The following is an 18,343-nucleotide window of genomic DNA, read 5'->3' as shown; positions in this document are numbered from 1 at the left end:
TTCACGGGTGGGAATCTTCTGGATGCCCCGTTTTCGCCCGCCTGTTGCGGTGGACAATAAGGGCATGAGCGAGCAGGGGGACAGGCCGGGCAGGCCGACCGCCGAGGACGACTGGTGGAACAGGCTCTACGACGACTCCGCACGGGACACGGGCCCGGGCCCGACACGCCCGGACGACACGCTCGACACGCGCTTCGCCTCGGCGCCGGCGACGACGTCCCGCCCCCGCGCCTGGTGGGACGACCCCCCACCCCCGCCGGGGCCCACCGCGGGTGCGCCGCCGCCCGGCACGATGGAGGCACCGCCCGCCCCGGGTGCGTCGCCGCCACCGGTCGGCGCGGATGTGCCGCCTCCTGACGCCACGTCGGCACCACCGCACGAAGGGCGGCCGCCCGGCCCGGATGCGCCGGTACCGCCCAGCGGGCAGGTGCCCGCACGGGAGGTGCCCGGTGCGGATGTGCCGCCTCGGGGCGCGATGCCGGACCCGCCCGGGCCGGGCGGGGCTGCTCCGGCGGCGCCGCCGACCCGCGGGCGGGTGCCCGACCCGCGGGCGGCGGCCTCCGGTGGGCCGCCGAAGCCGCCCGGCGTGGACGCACCCGCGCCGGCCGGGGCGGGCGGGCCGCGGCCGCGGGTCGGGGTCGTCGGGGGTGGGCCGCCCACGTATGAGGCCGAGCCCACCGCGCTGCCCGCCGCCGAGGCGCTCGCGCTCGAGCAGCTTGTCGCCGACACCGTGCTCGACGGGGCCCGGTACGGCACGTACACCCTCCGCGCCGCCTCCGTGCGGGGCGATTCCGCCCGCTACCGCGGCGAACCCCGCGGCGACGCCCTCCTCACCGCCCGGTTCGGGACCGGACCCGCCGCCCTCGTGCTCGTCGCCCTCGCCAGTGGCGGCCGGCACACCGAGAACGCCCACCTCGCCGCCGCCGACGCCACCCGCTGGATCGGCACCGCCGTCGGCCGCAGTCACACGCGGCTCGCCGAGGACATAAGGGCCGGCCGCAGGGCCGATCTCAAGTCGGGGCTGCACCGCCTCACCGACCGCGGCTTCGGCAGGCTCCGCGCCCGCGCCGCCGAGCTCGGTCTGGAACCGGAGCAGTACACCGCCGGCCTCCGCTGCCTCCTGCTGTCCGCCGACCCCGACTGCCGCACCCGCGTCTTCTTCGGCGTCGGCGACGGCGGGCTCTTCCGGCTGCGCGACGGCGCCTGGCAGGACATCGAGCCGCTCGCCCCCGAGAAGGCCGACCCGGACCCGCCACCCGCCGAACCGTTCCGCTTCCGGGCCTCCGTCGCCCGCCCGGGTGACACCCTCCTGCTGTGCAGCAACGGCCTCGCCGAACCCCTGCGCGGGGAACCGGCGCTCGCCGCGGCGCTCACCGAGCGGTGGGACGGTCCGGAGCCCCCGGGCATGACGCAGTTCCTCGCGGACATCCAGCTCCGGGTGAAGGGCTACGCCGACGACCGTACGGCCGTCGCCGTCTGGGAGGCGTAACCGAAGGCGTAACCGCACAGGCGCGACGCGCCCGGCCATGGGTTGATGGACATCGGGATCCGCGAGAAAGGGCACGCACCCATGGCCAAGCAGAACCTGGCGGAGCAGTTCGTCGACATCCTCGTCCGCGCCGGTGTCCAGCGTCTGTACGGCGTCGTCGGCGACAGTCTCAACCCCGTCGTCGACGCCGTCCGGCGCAACGCGGCCATCGACTGGGTCCAGGTCAGACACGAGGAGACCGCCGCGTTCGCCGCCGGCGCGGAGGCGCAGATCACCGGCCGTCTCGCCGCCTGCGCGGGCTCCTGCGGCCCGGGCAACCTGCACCTCATCAACGGGCTGTACGACGCCCACCGCTCCATGGCCTCCGTCCTGGCCCTCGCCTCCCACATCCCCTCCTCCGAGATCGGCCTCGGCTATTTCCAGGAGACGCACCCGGACCAGCTGTTCCGCGAGTGCAGCCACTACTGCGAGATGATCTCCAGCCCGCAGCAGATGCCCCGCCTGCTCCAGACGGCGATCCAGCACGCGATCGGCCGCAGCGGCGTGAGCGTGGTGTCGATGCCGGGCGACATCGCCGACCGGCCCGCGCCCGAGAAGACGATCGAGCACGCCCTCGTCACCACCCGCCCGACCGTCCGCCCCGGCGACGCCGAGCTGGACAAGCTCGTCGCGATGATCGACGAGGCCGACCGCGTCACTCTGTTCTGCGGCAGCGGCACCGCCGGCGCGCATGCCGAGGTCATGCAGTTCGCGGAGCGCATCAAGTCACCCGTCGGACATGCGCTCCGCGGCAAGGAGTGGATTCAGTACGACAATCCCTACGACGTGGGCATGAGCGGACTGCTCGGTTACGGCGCGGCGTACGAGGCCACCCACGAGTGCGACCTGCTGATCCTGCTCGGCACGGACTTCCCGTACAACGCCTTCCTCCCCGACGACGTGAAGATCGCGCAGATCGACGTCCGGCCCGAGCACCTCGGCCGGCGCTCCAAGCTCGACCTCGCCGTGTGGGGAGATGTGCGCGAGACGCTGCGCTGCCTGATCCCGCGGGTGCGGGCCAAGACCAGCCGGCGCTTCCTCGACAAGATGCTGAAGAAGCACGCGGAGGCCCTTGAGGGAGTGGTGAAGGCGTACACGCGCAAGGTCGAGAAGCACGTGCCGATCCACCCCGAGTACGTCGCCTCCGTCGTCGACGAACTCGCCGATGAGGACGCGGTGTTCACCGTCGACACGGGCATGTGCAACGTCTGGGCCGCCCGCTACCTCACTCCCAACGGCCGCCGCCGCATCATCGGTTCGTTCAGCCACGGCTCGATGGCGAACGCGCTGCCGCAGGCGATCGGGGCCCAGTTCACCGACCGGCGGCGGCAGGTCGTCTCGCTGTCGGGCGACGGCGGCTTCACCATGCTGATGGGCGACTTCCTCACCCTCGTCCAGTACGACCTGCCGGTGAAGATCGTACTGTTCAACAACTCCTCCCTCGGCATGGTCGAACTGGAGATGCTGGTCGCCGGACTGCCCTCGTTCGGCACCGCGTACCAGAACCCCGACTTCGCGGCCGTCGCCCGGGCGGCCGGTGCGTACGGCGTGCGGGTGGAGAAGCCCAAGCAGCTCGCGGGCGCACTGAAGGACGCCTTCCGGCACAAGGGGCCCGCGCTGGTCGACGTCGTCACCGACCCCAACGCGCTGTCCATCCCGCCGAGGATCAGTGCCGAGATGGTGACCGGCTTCGCGCTGTCCGCGAGCAAGATCGTGCTCGACGGCGGCGTCGGCCGGATGCTCCAGATGGCGCGGTCCAACCTGCGGAACGTGCCGAGGCCCTGACCGCCGGGAAAGAGCCGTCCGGAGAATCCCATGCGTGGCGGTCCGCGCGTGGGGCATGCATCCCGTGAACACATGCGCATCACTACTGGTTCCGACGTGTGGGTGGGGGATCGATGGCTGAACGTCACGGGGGCGCGGGAGTACGCGGACGGCTGCACCGCAGACTCGGCAGCGGTGATCTGACGGCCGTGCCGGAAGTGCGGCACGCGTTACGCGACCTGCTGGGGAAATGGCCGGAGCGGGACGGGGGCACGCCCGCGGACGCGGCCGACGTCGCCGAGCTGCTGGCCAGCGAGCTCGTGACCAACGCGCTGATCCACACCGACCGGGGCGCGGTGGTCACGGCCACCGTCGAGGACTCGCGGCTGCATGTGGAGGTCCGCGACTTCATGGCCGGGCTGCCGGTCCCTGACGTACCGACCGCCGACCTCGGTACGTCCGGCAGGGGACTGGTCCTCGTGGAGAGCCTCGCCGACGCCTGGGGTGTGCGCACGGCGCAGGGGGTGGGCAAGGTGGTCTGGTTCGAGCTGCATGCCGGGGCGGCCTGAGCCCGAAGGCCCGGACCGCCCGGGGTTTTTGCCGGCAGCTCAGCCGAACTGCTGCTCCAGGTCCTTCAGTTTCTGCTCCAGGGAGTCGAGACGCGGCAGCGTCTGGGTGTCGTCCTCGGCCGTGAGGTCCACGGTGACGGGCTCAGGGCCCTTCGGCCTGACGGCCGTGAGGGAGGGCCGGGCGCGCACGGGCAGGTGCCCGGGCTCGGCTATGGCGGGCTCCACGACGTTTCCCGAGGGTTCCACCATCGATCCGGCGGGTGACACCTGTCCCTGCGGGCCGCCCGCCGGGCCGAGCGCGGGAAGCTCCGCGGGCCGCGGGGCCCGCCCCAGGCCCCAGGCCCGGTGCTGCCGGTTGTACGCCTTGATCTGGGCGCGCTCCAGTTTCTCCCGGTCCCTTCTGCGCATCCGGTTCTGCTGCTTCTCCCGCCGGTCCTCGCGCACCTCGTCGACCGCCTCGTCCAGGGTGCGTACGCCCTCCAGGAGCATCAGCGACCAGGCGGCGAACGTCTCGCGCGGGGCCCGCAGCCAGCGGACGATGCGGATCTGCGGCAGCGGGCGCGGCACCAGGCCCTGTTCGCGCAGTGCCGCCCGGCGGGTCTGCTTCAGCGCGCGGTCGAAGAGGACCGCGGCCGAGAGGGACATGCCGGCGAAGAACTGCGGGGCGCCCGCATGGCCGAGGCCGCGCGGCGCGTGGACCCAGTTGAACCAGGCCGCGGCACCCGCGAAGGTCCACACCAGCAGCCGCGAGCCCAGCGCGGCGTCGCCGTGGCTGGCCTCCCGTACGGCGAGGACCGAGCAGAACATGGCCGCTCCGTCGAGTCCGAAGGGGACCAGGTACTCCCAGCCGCCGGAGAGGTTGAGGTTCTGCCGCCCGAAGCCCACGAGGCCGTGGAAGGAGAGCGCGGCGGCCACCGCGGCGCAGCAGAAGAGCAGTACATAGGAGGCGCTTCCGTAGACGGCTTCCTTGCGCCTGCGGCGTTCCTCGCTGCGTTCCCAGGAATCCTCGGCCGCGGCCTTGGCCCCGGCGCGCTTGCCGCGCGTGAGCACCGCCACCGCCGCCAGGACTCCCACCAGCATCACGCCGCCCGGAAGCAGCCAGTCCAGCGATATGTCGGTCAGTCTCATGCGGTGTCCCTTGCATCGCGGTAGGCGTTCGGCGGCCATATTGGCCGACTGCGCGGGACGTCCAAGGGGTTTCGGTGCAAGAGCACGCCAACGGGGCTCCGGGGGGCACGGATAGGTGCGATCTGATCGAACTGCTCTGCTGGGGACGGGAGTTGCGTTCGATTCAAAGCCGCTCGAAAGAGTGGCGTGGATCGGTGGAGCCCGATTGATGCCGCGTGGCGCCGCTCACGCGCCGCGCCGCAGCCGCTCCACGCGGTCGGCGTCGCAGGTGCGCGGGCAGGTGACGCAGGTGTCCTCGGGGCGCAGCGTGTAGAACAGGCAGCAGCTCGCCCGGTCGCGGGTCGGCAGCCGTTCGCCGTCCGGCCCGGTCAGCTCGCGGAAGCCGGCGGTGCCGACGTACGGCTTGGCCGTGCCCGGCAGCAGCATCTCCAGCTCGGCGACGGCGCGGTGCTCCTCGCCGAGCAGGTGTGCGATGTACCACAGGCCCTCGACGACCTCGTCCGTCGCCATGCCCCACAGGGCGCGCCGGCCGCGCCGCATCCGGGGGCCGAAGCCGTCCAGCACCGGGCCGAGGTGCTCGGCGACGGCGGCGCGGACCTCGTCCCGCAGGGCCGCCTCGTCCGGCACCACGCGGGCGCCGGGCAGGGCGGCCGCCGGATCGTCCGGCAGGCACGCGAAGGACGTGACGCGCACCGCCATGCGCCCGAGCGCCCGCTGGAAGCCCACGTTCTCGACCGGCATCCTCGGCACCCGGCGGTGCAGAAACCACGGGACGGTGATCAGCAGGCAGGCGGGCCAGGCGTAGCGGTGCAGGCCGAAGCTGGCGACGACGTCCGGGCGGGCCTGCTGCCCGTAGTCCCGCAGCACCTGCGCGTTGTCCCAGGCGAGAAAGGAGTCGAGGCCGGGGCCGCCCGCCGCGAGATCGCTCGCGCGGACCCAGCCCGCGCCCTTTGGCGTCGGTTCGTCCTCGCCCAGTTCCTGGACGCGCAGACCGGAAAAGACGTCGGCCAGGCGCGCGTAGGCATCGCCGACGGGGGAGGCGAGGCCGGGAAACAGGGCAGGCAGCGTCATGCCGGGACCACCGAATCGCGATCGTTAGCAGGTTAGCCTTACCTTACCCGATCTGTTCCATGTTTGAACTGCGGCCTCGCCCGCCTATCGTGCACAAGGGGGCCTCGCACACGCCAGCCGGGCCCATGACCCCGGCCGGAGGAGGACCCGAGTGGAGCAGGCCCGAGCGCGCGACGCCGCCGACCGGCCGTACGCGTCCGCACGCGTCCCCTCCCAGGGCGGCCCACGCCCGCAGGAACACGTCCGCGGCGAGCACACCCACAGCGAGCCCCCGGCCCCCGCGCCGCGGCCCGTCCGGCGCCACTCCGTCCGCGGCCAGATCCTCCAGGCCCTGCGCACCGCCCTCGTTGACGGCGACCTCGTCCCCGGCGAGGTCTACTCCGCGCCCGCCCTCGGCGAACGCTTCGGCGTCTCGGCGACCCCCGTCCGGGAGGCGATGCAGCAGCTCGCGACCGAGGGCGCCGTCGAGGTCGTCCCCAACCGCGGCTTCCGCGTCCTCGTCCGCACACCCCGCGAGCTCGCCGAACTGGCCGAGGTGCGCGCCCTCATCGAGGTGCCCGTCATGCTCCGCCTCGCCCGCACGGTCCCCGCCGCGCAGTGGACCGCGCTGCGCCCCCTCGCCGAGGCGACGGCCGTGGCGGCCGCGACCGGCGACCGTGCCGGATACGCCGAGACGGACCGCGCCTTCCACCACGCGGTCCTCGCCCTCGCGGGTAACCAGCAGCTCCTCGTCGTCGCCGACGACCTCCACCGCCGCTCCCAGCGGCCGCTGACCGACGCCCCCGTCACCAGACGGGCCGACCTGGTCGCGGACGCCGCCGAGCACATGGCCCTGCTGGAGGCCCTCGTCGCACAGGACCTGGGCGTCGTGCAGTCCCTGGTGCGCGAACACTTCACCGGTTCCGACATCTGACGGGAGCAGGCGTGCGCGGAACGGTATGGGCGGTGGCCAATCAGCTCGGCGTGGTCGCCGGCACCCCCGCGGAACTCCAGTCGGCCCTGCTGTCCGGCGCGCCGCGCACCCTGCGGCTCGGACAGCCCGGCCAGGACCCCTCATCGGTCCGTGAACTGGCCCGTATCCTCCGGGAGTTCGGGCACGTACGGGTGGTCGTCGACGAGGCCGCGGACAGCGGTCCGCCGCCCCGCGAACCGGTGGACCTGGCCGACCCCGCCGCCGTGTGCGCCGCCGACCCGCTGGGGATCACGGAGGCGTACGAGAAGGACACCGCCGCGCACGGCGGGCTGCGAACGGCCTGGCTGCGCGCGGGACAGGCGCTGATCCGCGACCAGGATCCGGCCGAACGCGCCCTGGCCCTGCTGGCCGCGCTGCCGGCCGCGGCCGAGTCGCACCTGCGCGCGGCCCTCACGGACCTGGCGGCCGGGGCCGACTGGAGCGTCGTGTGGACGCGCGGCCGTGACGACGCGGCTCCGCCCCCGCCCGAACCCGTCGCCGCGCTCACCGTCTCGGGCGGCAGGCTGCTGATCGCCGGCCGCACCGGCGCCGTACGGCACCTGGACGCCGAGCCCCACACGGCGCCCCTGCCCGGCCGGGTCACGGCCATGGCGGCGACGGACGACGGCACCCTCCTGCTCCTCGACGAACGCGGCCGCCTGCACACCCGCGGACCCGGCACCCGGCTGACCCGCGCCGTCGCCGCCACCCTCGCCGCGCATCCGGGCACCGCACTCGCCGCGACGGGCGACACCGTGCTGGCCGGCGACCGAGTGGGCTCCGTGCACGCCTTCGGCCCCGCCGGGCTGCGGCAGGCCGCACCGCACGCGGGCCGTGTCACGGCCCTCGCCGCGTACGGCGCCCTCGTCTTCAGCGGCGGCGCGGACGGCACGGTGTGCCGGTGGGCCCCCAGCAGCGACGCACCCCCGGCCACGCTGACGGAGCGCGCCTGCCCCGTGGTCGCCCTGCACGCTGCGCCCACCGCGCGGGGCCCGGCCGTCGCGGTCGCGTGGGCCGACGGCCTCGCGGCACTGCACCGCCCCGGACAGGAGGACGTACGGGCCTTCCGCCCAGGGCCCGCGGTACGCGCCGTCGCGGTGACCCCCGACGCCCAACTCGTCCTCGCCACCGACGAGATGCTCGTCTGCGTCCGCCCCGCCTGACCCCTCCCCGAGGCCCCTGCACTAGCCTGTGCGGCCGTGCTGTGCTGTCCACCAGCGAGGGGGCCCGATGAACGGGGAGCTGCCGGAGACACCGGAATCGTCCATATCCGACGAGGAATGGGCGAGGTTCCAGATCGAGAGCGAGGGGCCCGCGCGTCTGGCGGCGCCCAAGGAACCGTCCGCCCGGGCGCGGATGGTGACCGAGCGGCTGCGCCGGGCCGACGAGGAGGCCGCACGGCAGCAGGGCCGCGCGCGACGCCTCGTCCGCCGGGGCGGGCCCGTACAGGCGCAGCCCGACGGCTGGCGCGCCTGGCCCGACCGGCAGACGCGGGGGCGGCGTCGCAGCCGGATGTGGACGTTCCTGTGGCTGGCCGTCGCGATCGGCGTGCTCGTGTGCCTGCTGAACCCCGCCGCGGCGATGTCCTGGCTGGTGTGACCGGGGCGGTGCCGTGGGCGGGTGACCGGCGGGGCGCGGTCCAGGGGGTGTCCGGCGGATCTTGGCCGGGGCCACGACGCTCCCCCAGGGCTTCGCCTGGGGGTACCCCCAGGCGACGGCACCTCTCCCCCGTAGCCCTTCGGGCACGGGAGGTGCCCCCAGCGTTGCCGAAATGCCCGGACAGCTCCGCTATCAGGGCACTCCGGCGCCTTGCGATGCGTCCCCTAGGCCCTGCGGGCCTGGGGAGACCTCACCCCCTCGGCCCGTGCGGGCCTGGGGAGACCCCACCCCCTCGGCCCGTGCGGGCCTGGGGAGACCCCACCCCCTCGGCCCGTGCGGGCCTGGGGAGACCCCATGCACCAGACGCCGCGTCCTGTCCGGCCCTGATCCACCGGACACCCCCTAGTCGGGCGGCTGCAGACCGGACAGCAGTGACGCGACGTCCAGACCGGTCAGCAGGTACTGCTCGAACGCCAGGCTGTGCAGCGCCCAGGACGAGCGGCGCTGCCTGACGCGGTCGATCGCCCCCTCGCTGTCGTGGCCCAGCTCGATCAGGGTCTGCGCGGCCACGAGACCCGAGCGGTTGTACCCGGAGTAGCAGCGCACCAGGACCTTGCGACCCGCCCGTACGGCGTCCGCCGCGACCACCGCGATGCGGCGGACGCTGTCGATCTCGGCCGACGTCAGCCAGTCGTCCGGGATGGGCACGACATGGTGCTCGACACCGGCGGCCGGGCCGTGGCCCTCACGGGTCCACAGGCTGATCACCAGGTCGAACTCCCGGCCCACCACCACATCCTGATGCGGCCGCACCCCGTCCGTCCAGACGTGGCCGCCCATCCACAGGCCCGTCGTGATCTCGTCCCAGCGCGTGCGCGGCTCCGGAACGTCCCCTTCCCTGCGGCGGGTCCTCACTGGGCGGCGGGCTCGGGGCGGACGGGGGAGCCCTGTGGTGGCACCACGGGCGACAACTGGGCGCTCAGCCACACCGGCACGCCGCCCAGCAGCCCGAACAGCCGGCGCGCCTCCGCGCGCAGCCGGCTCGCCTCCGGCTCCGGCTCGCAGTCGGCGAGCCCCGCGAGCGCGGGCGCCGTACCGATCAGATAGCCCAGCTCCTCGCGGATGCGCAGGCACTCCGCGAAGCCGTGCCGTGCCTGCGTCAACTCCCCCTCGCGCAGGGCGATTCCGGCCAGCTGCTGCCAGGTGAAGGACAGCAGCAGGGGGTCGCCGTGCGCGGCGGCTCCCGCGTGGGCCCTCTCGTACGCGGCACGCGCGGCCTGCGGCGCATCGGCGATGTGCTCGGCGACCAGCCCCCGGCGGAAGTCCAGCAGCGGCCGCCGCGGCGACGAGGGGGCGAGGAGCGCCGTCGCCCTGCCGAGGGCGGAGCGCGCCTCGTCGGCCCGGTCCCGCACGCCGAGCCGGGTCGCCGCGTACGCCAGCCGGCCGCGCTCGCTCGCCGCGCCGCCGCGTTCCTCGTCGTCGCCGGCCGCGGCCTCCGCCGTGCGCAGCGCGTCCTCGGCCTCGGCCCAGCCGTCGCAGGTGAACAGGCAGCGCTCCACGAGCAGTCCGGCACGCTCCAGGGCCGCCGCCGGGTCCGCGGCATGCGGCGCGAGGAGAGCCGCAGCATCGGTCCAACAGCCGCGAGAACGCAGCCGCCATACCGCGGTCTGGAGGGGATCGTCACCTGCTGTGGTTCCGGAACCAGACATGGCGGTATGCGCCACTTGCCCTCCCCGAGCACGCCATTGAGCTGTGTGAGTCAGACCGCATCTCAGCATGGATGGGCATGCGGGGCCAAGGGGTCGAGTGAATCAGTTCACAATCTTTCGGCGGGCGGCGGGGTCGCCGCGGGCGCCGCGCCCGCGGGCGGCCGGGGCGCGCCGCCCCCGTTGTTGAGCGGCGCCGCCGCCACGAGGGCCGGCGCCGGCGCCCGGGTGCCCAACGCCGCGTCCCCGTCAACGAGATGGATCTCGCCATGGCCCGCACGAGTGATCGTTGCGGACCACCGCGAGTGGTGTTCCGGCCCCTGGAGGCGCGGCCCCCGGGGGGACCGGAACGACGTCAGCTCATGCGCAGGGCCAGGAAGAAGTCCAGCTTGTCCTCCAGGCGCGACAGGTCGCGCCCCGTCAGCTGCTCGATCCTGCCGACCCGGTACCGCAGCGTGTTCACGTGCAGATGCAGGCGCGTCGCGCAGCGCGTCCAGGAGCCGTCGCAGTCGAGGAACGCCTCCAGCGTCGGGATCAGCTCGGCGCGGTGGCGGCGGTCGTAGTCCCGCAGCGGGTCCAGCAGGCGGGCGGTGAACGCCCGGCGCACGTCGTCCGGCACGAACGGCAGCAGCAGCACGTGCGAGGCCAGCTCGTGGTGGCCCGCCGCACACACCCGGCCCGGGCGCGCCGCCGCGACGCGGCGGGCGTGGCGGGCCTCCTCCAGGGCGCCGCGCAGGCCCTCCGCCGAGTGCACGGCCGCGCTGACGCCCAGCGTGAGGCGGCCGTCCCCGTCGAGGCCCGCCGACAGGGGGGCGCGGACGGACTCCAGCAGGGCGTCGGCGTGCAGACCGGCGTCCGAGGAGGGCGTGGCGTCCTCCTCCAGGCCGACGGGGCTCACCGCGGGCAGCGGCACCAGCGCGATGGCCTCGTCACCGGTGTGCGCCACGGCGATCCGGTCCGCCGAGTCGGCTCCGGCGGACGACGGGTCGACGAGGATCTCCTCCAGCAGCGACTGGGCGACCGGGCCCGACTCGATGCCCGTGTCCGCGCCCCAGTCCACCCGGGCCACGACGACCTGCCAGTGCGGTGCCGTTCCCAGGCCCGGCAGCAGCACGGGGGCGGCCACCCGCAGGCGTGCCGCGATCTCCGCCGGCGCGGCACCCGTCTGGACCAGCTCCAGGACCTCCTGGGCGAGACGGCGCCGTACCGTACGCGCCGCCTCCCGCCGGTCACGTTCGACGGCGATCAGCTGGGTGACGCCCTGGAGCAGGTCGAGACGGGCCGCGGGCCAGTCGCCGGCGTCGGCCTCGACGGCCAGCAGCCAGTCCGACAGCACGCTCTCGCGCACGTCCCGCGACGCGGGCGCGGCTCCCCGGCCGGTGTTGCGGATCGGGAAGAGCGAGTAGGTCGCTCCGGCTACCACCGCCCGGTGCGGCGCCCGCCGGCCGGCCCGGACCGCCGCCAGGTGCTCCCCGGCCAGCGCCGCGCCCGTCTGCGCGGTCAGCCCGTCGCCGACGCCCGCGATCTGGCGCCCGGTGGGGGAGAGAACCCAGGCCCGGAGGTCCAGGTCGGAGCCGAGGAGATCGAGTACGGCATCCGGCCCGCCGCCGGCCGGACCGGAGGTCATCAGCCTCCTGTGTCTGTCGACGACTGCCGCGAGGTCTCCGGCACGTTCGCCCGAGACCTGTCGCACGACGTACTCGGTGATCGTCGCGAATGCAACGGACTCGTTCACAGCGAACAACGGCAGCCGGTGGCGCGAACACGCCTCCACCAGATCGTCGGGAATGTCGCCGAGCTCCGCCTCGCCGGCCGCGAGCCCGGCGACCTGAGCGCTCGCGAGGATGCGGACGAAGGGTTCCGAGTCCTCGGCGCTGCGCCGCCAGGCGAGGCCGGTCAGCACCAGTTCGCCGCCCGAGAGGTATCGGCTCGGGTCCCGGAGGTCGGTGGTCATCACACCCCGCACGCTCCGGTCGAGCTCGTCTTCGCCGCCGAGCAGCCGCAGCCCCAGCGCGTCGGTCTCCAGCAGTGCGCGCAGCCGCATCTCGTCGCCACCGATCTGTCTCGTTGTTGCACGTTCTGGCCAGAGATCCTTTGGCCACGGTTTCCAGGGGGAAACGGTGAGGTTGCTGATCTCCGCCTTTCGTTCGAATCTACAAGACGAGAGAGGCGACCAGCCAACTCCTTCATGGTTTCGGTGACTGCACCGGTCGGATCGCGCCTTGTGTACTGGACCACATCGCGTAAACAGCACGTGAACATCCAGTCGAGGGCCGGCCGTCCCAGGCCCGTCTGTGACGACGACCCCGAGATTGAGAAGAAGAGAGCCACTCATGGACTTCCTTCGCCCCGCCAGCTGGGAGGAGGCGCTCGCCGCCAAGGCCGAGCACCCCACCGCAGTCCCCATCGCGGGGGGCACCGACGTGATGGTCGAGATCAACTTCGACCACCGTCGGCCGGAGTGCCTCCTGGATCTGAACCGCATCGGCGAGCTGACCGAGTGGGAGGTCGGGGCCGAGAGCGTCCGACTGGGTGCCTCCGTTCCCTACACCAAGATCATGGAGAACCTGCGGGCCGAGCTGCCGGGCCTGGCGCTCGCGTCCCACACGGTCGCCTCCCCGCAGATCCGCAACCGCGGCGGCGTCGGGGGCAACCTCGGCACCGCGTCCCCGGCCGGCGACGCCCACCCGGCGCTGCTCGCCGCCGGCGCCGAGGTCGAGGTGGAGTCGGTACGCGGCTCCCGCCTGATCCCGATCGACGAGTTCTACACGGGCGTCAAGCGCAACGCGCTCGCCCCCGACGAGCTCATCCGCGCCGTGCACATCAAGAAGGCCGACGGGCCCCAGCAGTACTCCAAGGTCGGCACCCGCAACGCGATGGTGATCGCCGTCTGCGCCTTCGGCCTCGCCCTGCACCCCGAGACCCGCACCGTGCGCACCGGCATCGGCTCCGCCGCCCCCACACCGGTCCGCGCCGAGGCCGCGGAGGACTTCCTGAACGCCGCGCTCGAAGAAGGCGGATTCTGGGAGAGCGGGAACATCATCACCCCCGCGATCGCCAAGCAGTTCGCGGAGCTCGCCTCCGGCGCCTGCAACCCCATCGACGACGTGCGCGGCACCGCCAAGTACCGCCGTCACGCGGTCGGCATCATGGCCCGCCGCACGCTCGGCTGGACCTGGGAGCAGTACCGCGGCACCGCCCGCACGCTTGAAGGAGCTGCATGACCATGCGCGTGAATTTCACCGTCAACGGACGCCGGCAGGAAGCCGACGACGTCTGGGAGGGCGAGAGCCTGCTCTACGTCCTGCGCGAGCGCCTGGGCCTGCCCGGTTCCAAGAACGCCTGTGAGCAGGGCGAATGCGGCTCCTGCACGGTCAGACTCGACGGCGTCCCCGTCTGTTCCTGCCTCGTCGCCGCCGGCCAGGTCGAGGGCCGCGAGGTCGTCACCGTCGAGGGCCTCGCCGACTACGCCAAGCAGCGCGAGGAGCGCAGCTGCGCCACCGGCGCCTGCGGGACGAGCCTCCAGGACGCCCAGCTGGGGGCACCCCCGGACGGAGTCTGGGGGAGGTCCGCTGTGCCTCGTGACGGGGTCACTGACTCGCAGACCGGCGAGGGCACCGAGCTCTCCCCGATCCAGCAGGCCTTCATCGACGCGGGCGCCGTCCAGTGCGGCTTCTGCACCCCCGGCCTGCTGGTCGCCGCCGACGAGATGCTGGAGAACAACCCGTCCCCGACCGACGAGGACATCCGCGAGGCCCTGTCCGGCAACCTCTGCCGCTGCACCGGGTACGAGAAGATCCTGGACGCCGTCCGCCTCGCGGCCGCCCGCCAGGAGCGTCAGGAAGAGACGGTCCGACGATGACGCACAACACCCGGGTCGCCTCCGTTCCCGCGGGCACTCCCGCCAAGGTCACCCAGACGACCAAGGGCGGCATCGGCGAGTCCACGCTCCGCCCGGACGGCACCCTCAAGGTCACCGGCGAGTTCGCCTACTCCTCGGACATGTGGCACGAGGACATGCTCTGGGGCCAGATCCTGCGCTCCACGGTCGCGCACGCCGAGATCGTCTCCATCGACACCTCCGAGGCCCTGGCCCAGGCCGGCGTCTACGCGGTCCTCACCTACGACGACCTGCCCACCGAGGTGAAGAACTACGGCCTGGAGATCCAGGACACGCCGGTCCTCGCCAACGGCGTCGTACGCCACCACGGCGAGCCCGTGGCTCTCGTCGCCGCCGACCACCCCGAGACCGCCCGCCGCGCCGCGGCCAAGATCAAGGTCGAGTACAAGGAGCTGCCCGTCGTCACCGACGAGGCCTCCGCGACCGCCCCCGACGCGCCGCTGCTGCACCCGGGCCGCGACGACCACCACGCCGGCCACGTCCCGCACCCGAACATCGTGCACCGCCAGCCGATCATCCGCGGCGACGCGGACGAGGCCGCCAGGCGCGCCGACGTCATCGTCTCCGGCGAGTACACCTTCGGCATGCAGGACCAGGCGTTCCTCGGGCCCGAGTCCGGCCTCGCCGTGCCCGCCGAGGACGGCGGCGTCGACCTGTACGTCGCCACCCAGTGGCTCCACTCCGACCTGCGCCAGATCGCCCCCGTCCTCGGCCTGCCCGAGGAGAAGGTCCGCATGACGCTCTCCGGCGTCGGTGGCGCCTTCGGCGGCCGCGAGGACCTGTCGATGCAGATCCACGCCTGCCTGCTGGCGCTGCGCACCGGCAAGCCCGTCAAGATCGTCTACAACCGGTTCGAGTCGTTCTTCGGCCACGTCCACCGGCACCCGGCGAAGCTCTGGTACGAGCACGGCGCAACCAAGGACGGCAAGATCACGCACATGAAGTGCCGGATCGTGCTGGACGGCGGCGCCTACGCCTCCGCCTCGCCGGCGGTCGTCGGAAACGCCTCCTCGCTCGCCGTCGGCCCGTACGTGATCGACGACGTGGACATCGAGGCGATCGCGCTCTACACCAACAACCCGCCCTGCGGCGCCATGCGCGGCTTCGGCGCGGTCCAGGCGTGCTTCGCCTACGAGGCCCAGATGGACAAGCTCGCCAAGGCCCTCGACATGGACCCGGTCGAGCTGCGCCGGCTGAACGCCATGGAGCAGGGCACGCTCATGCCGACCGGGCAGCCGGTCGACTCCCCGGCCCCCGTCGCCGAGCTGCTGCGCCGCGTCAAGGCCCGTCCGCTGCCGCCCGAGCGCCAGTGGGAGACCACCGAGGGCGCCGACGTCCGCGCGCTGCCCGGCGGTCTGTCGAACACCACCCACGGCGAGGGCGTCGTCCGCGGCGTCGGCTATGCGGTCGGCATCAAGAACGTCGGCTTCTCCGAGGGCTTCGACGACTACTCCACCGCCAAGGTCCGCATGGAGGTCGTGGCAGGCGTGCCGGTCGCGACCGTGCACACCGCGATGGCCGAGGTCGGCCAGGGCGGTGTCACCGTCCACGCCCAGATCGCACGCACGGAACTGGGCGTCACCCAGGTGACCATCCACCCCGCCGACACCCAGGTCGGATCGGCCGGCTCCACCTCCGCCTCCCGCCAGACGTATGTCACCGGCGGCGCGGTGAAGAACTCCTGCGAGCTGGTCCGCGAGAAGGTCCTGGAGATCGGGCGCCGCAAGTTCGGCACCTACCACCCGGCCTGGGCCACCGCCGAGCTGCTGCTCGAAGGCGGCAAGGTCGTCACCGACGGCGGCGAGGTCCTCGCCGACCTGGCCGACGTGCTGGAGGGCGAGGCCGTCGAGATCGAGGCCGAGTGGCGCCACCGTCCCACGGAGGCGTTCGACCTGCGCACGGGCCAGGGCAACGGCCACGTCCAGTACTCGTTCGCCGCGCACCGCGCGGTCGTCGAGGTGGACACCGAGCTCGGCCTGGTCAAGGTCATCGAGCTGGCCTGCGCCCAGGACGTCGGCAAGGCGCTCAACCCGCTGTCCGTCATCGGCCAGATCCAGGGTGGCACCACCCAGGGCCTGGGCGTGGCGGTCATGGAGGAGATCATCGTCGACCCGAAGACCGCCAAGGTCAGGAACCCCTCCTTCACGGACTACCTGATCCCCACCATCCTCGACACGCCGACCATCCCGGTCGACGTGCTCGAACTCGCCGACGACCACGCCCCGTACGGGCTGCGCGGCATCGGCGAGGCCCCGACCCTGTCGTCCACGCCGGCCGTCCTCGCGGCGATCCGGAACGCGACGGGTCTCGAACTGAACAGGACGCCGGTGCGCCCCGAGCACCTCACCGGCACCTGACAGATCCCTTCCACTTCTCCGGGCGGTGCGTGCCATGCCTCCAAAGGAACGTCACTTCCGCACTGCCCGTGCCGCCCGGAGAAACCCAGTGCCGCACCGCTCGCGGCCACAGCACCACCCTCGCAGTACGAGCAGTACGAGCAGTACCCGCAGTACCCGCAGAGCAAGTTCGTCTCGGGCCGTCCCCCGGGTCGTGCAGCCGAAGCACCTTCCCAAATCCCGCTCCGAAATCCTTCCGGCGGGTGCCCCTGTGAACCTTGGGAGTAGGCACCATGACCCAGCAGTCCACTGAGCCGAGGACCACGGCGGAGGACGCCGGCGCAGGTACGCGCCAGCCCGCCGGCCGATCCTGGCTCGACCGGTACTTCCACATAACCAAGAGAGGGTCGACCATCGGGCAGGAGGTGCGCGGCGGCATCACCACCTTCATGGCGATGGCGTACATCATCCTGCTGAACCCGGTGATCCTGTCGGTGCCCGATGTGAACGGCGCGAAGCTCGACGGTGATCAGCTGACCACCGCCACCGCCTTCGCCGCAGCCGCCACCACCATCGTGATGGGCCTCGTGGGCAATGTGCCGCTGGCCCTCGCCGCCGGACTCAGCGTCTCCGCCGTGATGGCCTTCCAGGTCGCGCCCGAGATGTCCTGGGAAAACGCGATGGGCATGTGCGTCATCTACGGCGCCGTGATCGTCCTGCTCGTCGTCACCGGCCTGCGTGAACTGATCATGAACGCGATCCCTCTGGCGCTGAAGCACGCCATCACCATGGGTATCGGTCTGTTCGTCTGTCTCATCGGCCTCGTCCAGGCCGGATTCGTCACCTCCATGCCCGGCGAGGGCGGCATCGCCGGCGCCAAGCCGATCCAGCTCGGCACGCACGACATGCTCACCGGCTGGCCCGTGCTCTGCTTCTGCGTCACCGTCCTGCTGATCTTCCTGCTCCAGGTGCGCAAGGTCCCCGGCGCGATCCTCATCGGCATCGTCGGCGGCACGCTGTTCGCCGCTGTCGTTCACCAGTTCGCCGGTCTCGACAAGGCTGCCTGGGGCGGTCTGAACGCGCCCGAGATCACCGGATCGATCGTCTCCACCCCTGACTTCGGTCTGTTCGGCTCCGTCTCCTTCGACGGCATGGCCGACGTCGGTGGCATCACCGTCGGCGTCATCGTCTTCACCCTGGTGCTGGCCGGATTCTTCGACGCCATGGGCACCATCATCGGCATCGGCCAACAGGCCAACCTCGCCGACGAGACGGGCAAGATGCCCGGCCTCAACAAGGCCCTCGCCATCGACGGCGCGGGCGGCGCGATGGGCGGCCTCGCGGGCGCCTCCGGCCAGACCGTCTTCGTCGAGTCCACCGCCGGCGTCGGCGACGGCGCCCGCACCGGCCTCGCCAGCGTCGTGACCGGCCTCGCGTTCACGCTCTGCCTCTTCTTCACTCCGCTGGCCCAGCTCATCCCGACCCAGGTCGCCGCCGGCGCGCTGGTCGTCATCGGCTCGATGATGATGACCAACGCCAAGCACATCGACTGGAACGACTCCGCCACCGCCATCCCGGTCTTCCTGACCACGGTGCTGATGCCGTTCACCTACTCCATCACCGCGGGCATCGCCGCCGGCGTCATCGCCCACGTGCTGATCAAGGCGGTCCAGGGCCGGGCGCGCGACGTCGGCTGGCTGATGTGGGTCCTGTCCGCCGTGTTCCTCGCCTACTTCGCCCTCAATCCGATCGAGGGCTGGCTGGGAGTCAAGTAGCACCGCCGCCGTCC

General features: G+C 72.8%; 15 protein-coding genes. 10 read left to right on the top strand and 5 right to left on the bottom strand.

Annotated features, from left to right (window positions below; translation table 11 throughout):
• Positions 1-64 precede the first annotated feature (64 nt).
• From ACF08N_RS02980 to ACF08N_RS02970, 3 genes are all read left to right on the top strand, one after another.
• Positions 65-1,489: a protein phosphatase 2C domain-containing protein gene (locus ACF08N_RS02980; RefSeq protein ID WP_392322772.1), complete on the top strand. Its 1,425-nt coding sequence runs from the start codon at positions 65-67 to the stop codon at positions 1,487-1,489.
• A gap of 81 nt (positions 1,490-1,570) precedes the next feature.
• Positions 1,571-3,313: a pyruvate dehydrogenase gene (locus tag ACF08N_RS02975; protein WP_392322771.1), complete on the top strand. Its 1,743-nt coding sequence runs from the start codon at positions 1,571-1,573 to the stop codon at positions 3,311-3,313.
• A gap of 113 nt (positions 3,314-3,426) precedes the next feature.
• A complete protein-coding gene (locus tag ACF08N_RS02970) occupies positions 3,427-3,861 on the top strand; it encodes an ATP-binding protein (protein ID WP_392322770.1) in 435 nt (144 codons plus the stop codon).
• A gap of 39 nt (positions 3,862-3,900) precedes the next feature.
• Here the strand turns inward: ACF08N_RS02970 and ACF08N_RS02965 are convergent, their stop codons facing one another.
• Both ACF08N_RS02965 and ACF08N_RS02960 read right to left on the bottom strand, forming a co-directional pair.
• Complete coding sequence (locus tag ACF08N_RS02965) at positions 3,901-4,989, bottom strand: DUF2637 domain-containing protein (RefSeq protein ID WP_392322769.1); 1,089 nt, start codon at positions 4,987-4,989, stop codon at positions 3,901-3,903.
• A gap of 225 nt (positions 4,990-5,214) precedes the next feature.
• Entirely contained in the window at positions 5,215-6,060 is an 846-nt protein-coding gene (locus ACF08N_RS02960) for a (2Fe-2S)-binding protein (protein ID WP_392322768.1), read from the bottom strand.
• 151 nt (positions 6,061-6,211) lie between these two features.
• Between ACF08N_RS02960 and ACF08N_RS02955 the strand changes: the two genes are divergently transcribed.
• The 3 genes from ACF08N_RS02955 (at position 6,212) to ACF08N_RS02945 (ending at position 8,611) form a co-directional block, all read left to right on the top strand.
• A complete protein-coding gene (locus ACF08N_RS02955; RefSeq protein WP_392322767.1) occupies positions 6,212-6,973 on the top strand; it encodes a GntR family transcriptional regulator in 762 nt (253 codons plus the stop codon).
• A gap of 11 nt (positions 6,974-6,984) precedes the next feature.
• Positions 6,985-8,175, top strand: coding sequence for a WD40 repeat domain-containing protein (locus ACF08N_RS02950; RefSeq protein ID WP_392322766.1), 1,191 nt, complete (start codon positions 6,985-6,987; stop codon positions 8,173-8,175).
• Positions 8,176-8,242: 67 nt separating this feature from the next.
• Positions 8,243-8,611 carry a hypothetical protein gene (locus tag ACF08N_RS02945; protein ID WP_392322765.1) on the top strand — a complete coding sequence of 123 codons (369 nt, stop codon included), beginning with the start codon at positions 8,243-8,245 and terminating at the stop codon, positions 8,609-8,611.
• A 402-nt stretch (positions 8,612-9,013) separates the two neighbouring features.
• On the opposite strand, the gene ACF08N_RS02940 is transcribed toward ACF08N_RS02945, so the two are convergent.
• The 3 genes from ACF08N_RS02940 to ACF08N_RS02930 form a co-directional block, all read right to left on the bottom strand.
• A complete protein-coding gene (locus tag ACF08N_RS02940; protein WP_392322764.1) occupies positions 9,014-9,526 on the bottom strand; it encodes a protein phosphatase in 513 nt (170 codons plus the stop codon).
• Positions 9,523-10,320: a hypothetical protein gene (locus tag ACF08N_RS02935; protein WP_392322763.1), complete on the bottom strand. Its 798-nt coding sequence runs from the start codon at positions 10,318-10,320 to the stop codon at positions 9,523-9,525. The genes ACF08N_RS02940 and ACF08N_RS02935 overlap by 4 nt, the downstream gene beginning before the upstream one ends.
• 352 nt (positions 10,321-10,672) lie before the next feature.
• Positions 10,673-12,361, bottom strand: coding sequence for a PucR family transcriptional regulator (locus tag ACF08N_RS02930; protein ID WP_392322762.1), 1,689 nt, complete (start codon positions 12,359-12,361; stop codon positions 10,673-10,675).
• A 289-nt stretch (positions 12,362-12,650) separates the two neighbouring features.
• Between ACF08N_RS02930 and ACF08N_RS02925 the strand changes: the two genes are divergently transcribed.
• The 4 genes from ACF08N_RS02925 (at position 12,651) to ACF08N_RS02910 (ending at position 18,329) form a co-directional block, all read left to right on the top strand.
• Positions 12,651-13,541, top strand: coding sequence for an FAD binding domain-containing protein (locus tag ACF08N_RS02925; RefSeq protein ID WP_392322761.1), 891 nt, complete (start codon positions 12,651-12,653; stop codon positions 13,539-13,541).
• Between the two features lie 2 nt (positions 13,542-13,543).
• Complete coding sequence (locus tag ACF08N_RS02920) at positions 13,544-14,179, top strand: (2Fe-2S)-binding protein (protein WP_392322880.1); 636 nt, start codon at positions 13,544-13,546, stop codon at positions 14,177-14,179.
• The gene (pucD, locus tag ACF08N_RS02915) at positions 14,176-16,575 is read left to right on the top strand and encodes a xanthine dehydrogenase subunit D (protein ID WP_392322760.1); all 2,400 of its coding nucleotides are present in this window, start codon (positions 14,176-14,178) and stop codon (positions 16,573-16,575) included. The genes ACF08N_RS02920 and pucD overlap by 4 nt, the downstream gene beginning before the upstream one ends.
• Before the next feature lie 272 nt (positions 16,576-16,847).
• The gene (locus tag ACF08N_RS02910) at positions 16,848-18,329 is read left to right on the top strand and encodes an NCS2 family permease (protein WP_392322759.1); all 1,482 of its coding nucleotides are present in this window, start codon (positions 16,848-16,850) and stop codon (positions 18,327-18,329) included.
• Positions 18,330-18,343: the final 14 nt, after the last annotated feature.

It is taken from the genome of Streptomyces sp. NPDC015127 (assembly GCF_043080095.1).
Taxonomy (GTDB): Bacteria; Actinomycetota; Actinomycetes; order Streptomycetales; family Streptomycetaceae; genus Streptomyces.
This window is presented reverse-complemented; position numbering and strand designations above follow the sequence as displayed.

Excerpts from the sequence above, each read along its gene's own strand:
- ACF08N_RS02980 (WP_392322772.1), top strand. The coding sequence starts at position 65 with ATGAGCGAGCAGGGGGACAGGCCGGGCAGGCCGACCGCCGAGGACGAC.
- ACF08N_RS02975 (WP_392322771.1), top strand. The coding sequence starts at position 1,571 with ATGGCCAAGCAGAACCTGGCGGAGCAGTTCGTCGACATCCTCGTCCGC.
- ACF08N_RS02970 (WP_392322770.1), top strand. The coding sequence starts at position 3,427 with ATGGCTGAACGTCACGGGGGCGCGGGAGTACGCGGACGGCTGCACCGC.
- ACF08N_RS02965 (WP_392322769.1), bottom strand. The coding sequence starts at position 4,989 with ATGAGACTGACCGACATATCGCTGGACTGGCTGCTTCCGGGCGGCGTG.
- ACF08N_RS02960 (WP_392322768.1), bottom strand. The coding sequence starts at position 6,060 with ATGACGCTGCCTGCCCTGTTTCCCGGCCTCGCCTCCCCCGTCGGCGAT.
- ACF08N_RS02945 (WP_392322765.1), top strand. The coding sequence starts at position 8,243 with ATGAACGGGGAGCTGCCGGAGACACCGGAATCGTCCATATCCGACGAG.
- ACF08N_RS02935 (WP_392322763.1), bottom strand. The coding sequence starts at position 10,320 with ATGTCTGGTTCCGGAACCACAGCAGGTGACGATCCCCTCCAGACCGCG.
- ACF08N_RS02930 (WP_392322762.1), bottom strand. The coding sequence starts at position 12,361 with ATGCGGCTGCGCGCACTGCTGGAGACCGACGCGCTGGGGCTGCGGCTG.
- ACF08N_RS02925 (WP_392322761.1), top strand. The coding sequence starts at position 12,651 with ATGGACTTCCTTCGCCCCGCCAGCTGGGAGGAGGCGCTCGCCGCCAAG.
- ACF08N_RS02920 (WP_392322880.1), top strand. The coding sequence starts at position 13,544 with ATGCGCGTGAATTTCACCGTCAACGGACGCCGGCAGGAAGCCGACGAC.
- pucD (WP_392322760.1), top strand. The coding sequence starts at position 14,176 with ATGACGCACAACACCCGGGTCGCCTCCGTTCCCGCGGGCACTCCCGCC.
- ACF08N_RS02910 (WP_392322759.1), top strand. The coding sequence starts at position 16,848 with ATGACCCAGCAGTCCACTGAGCCGAGGACCACGGCGGAGGACGCCGGC.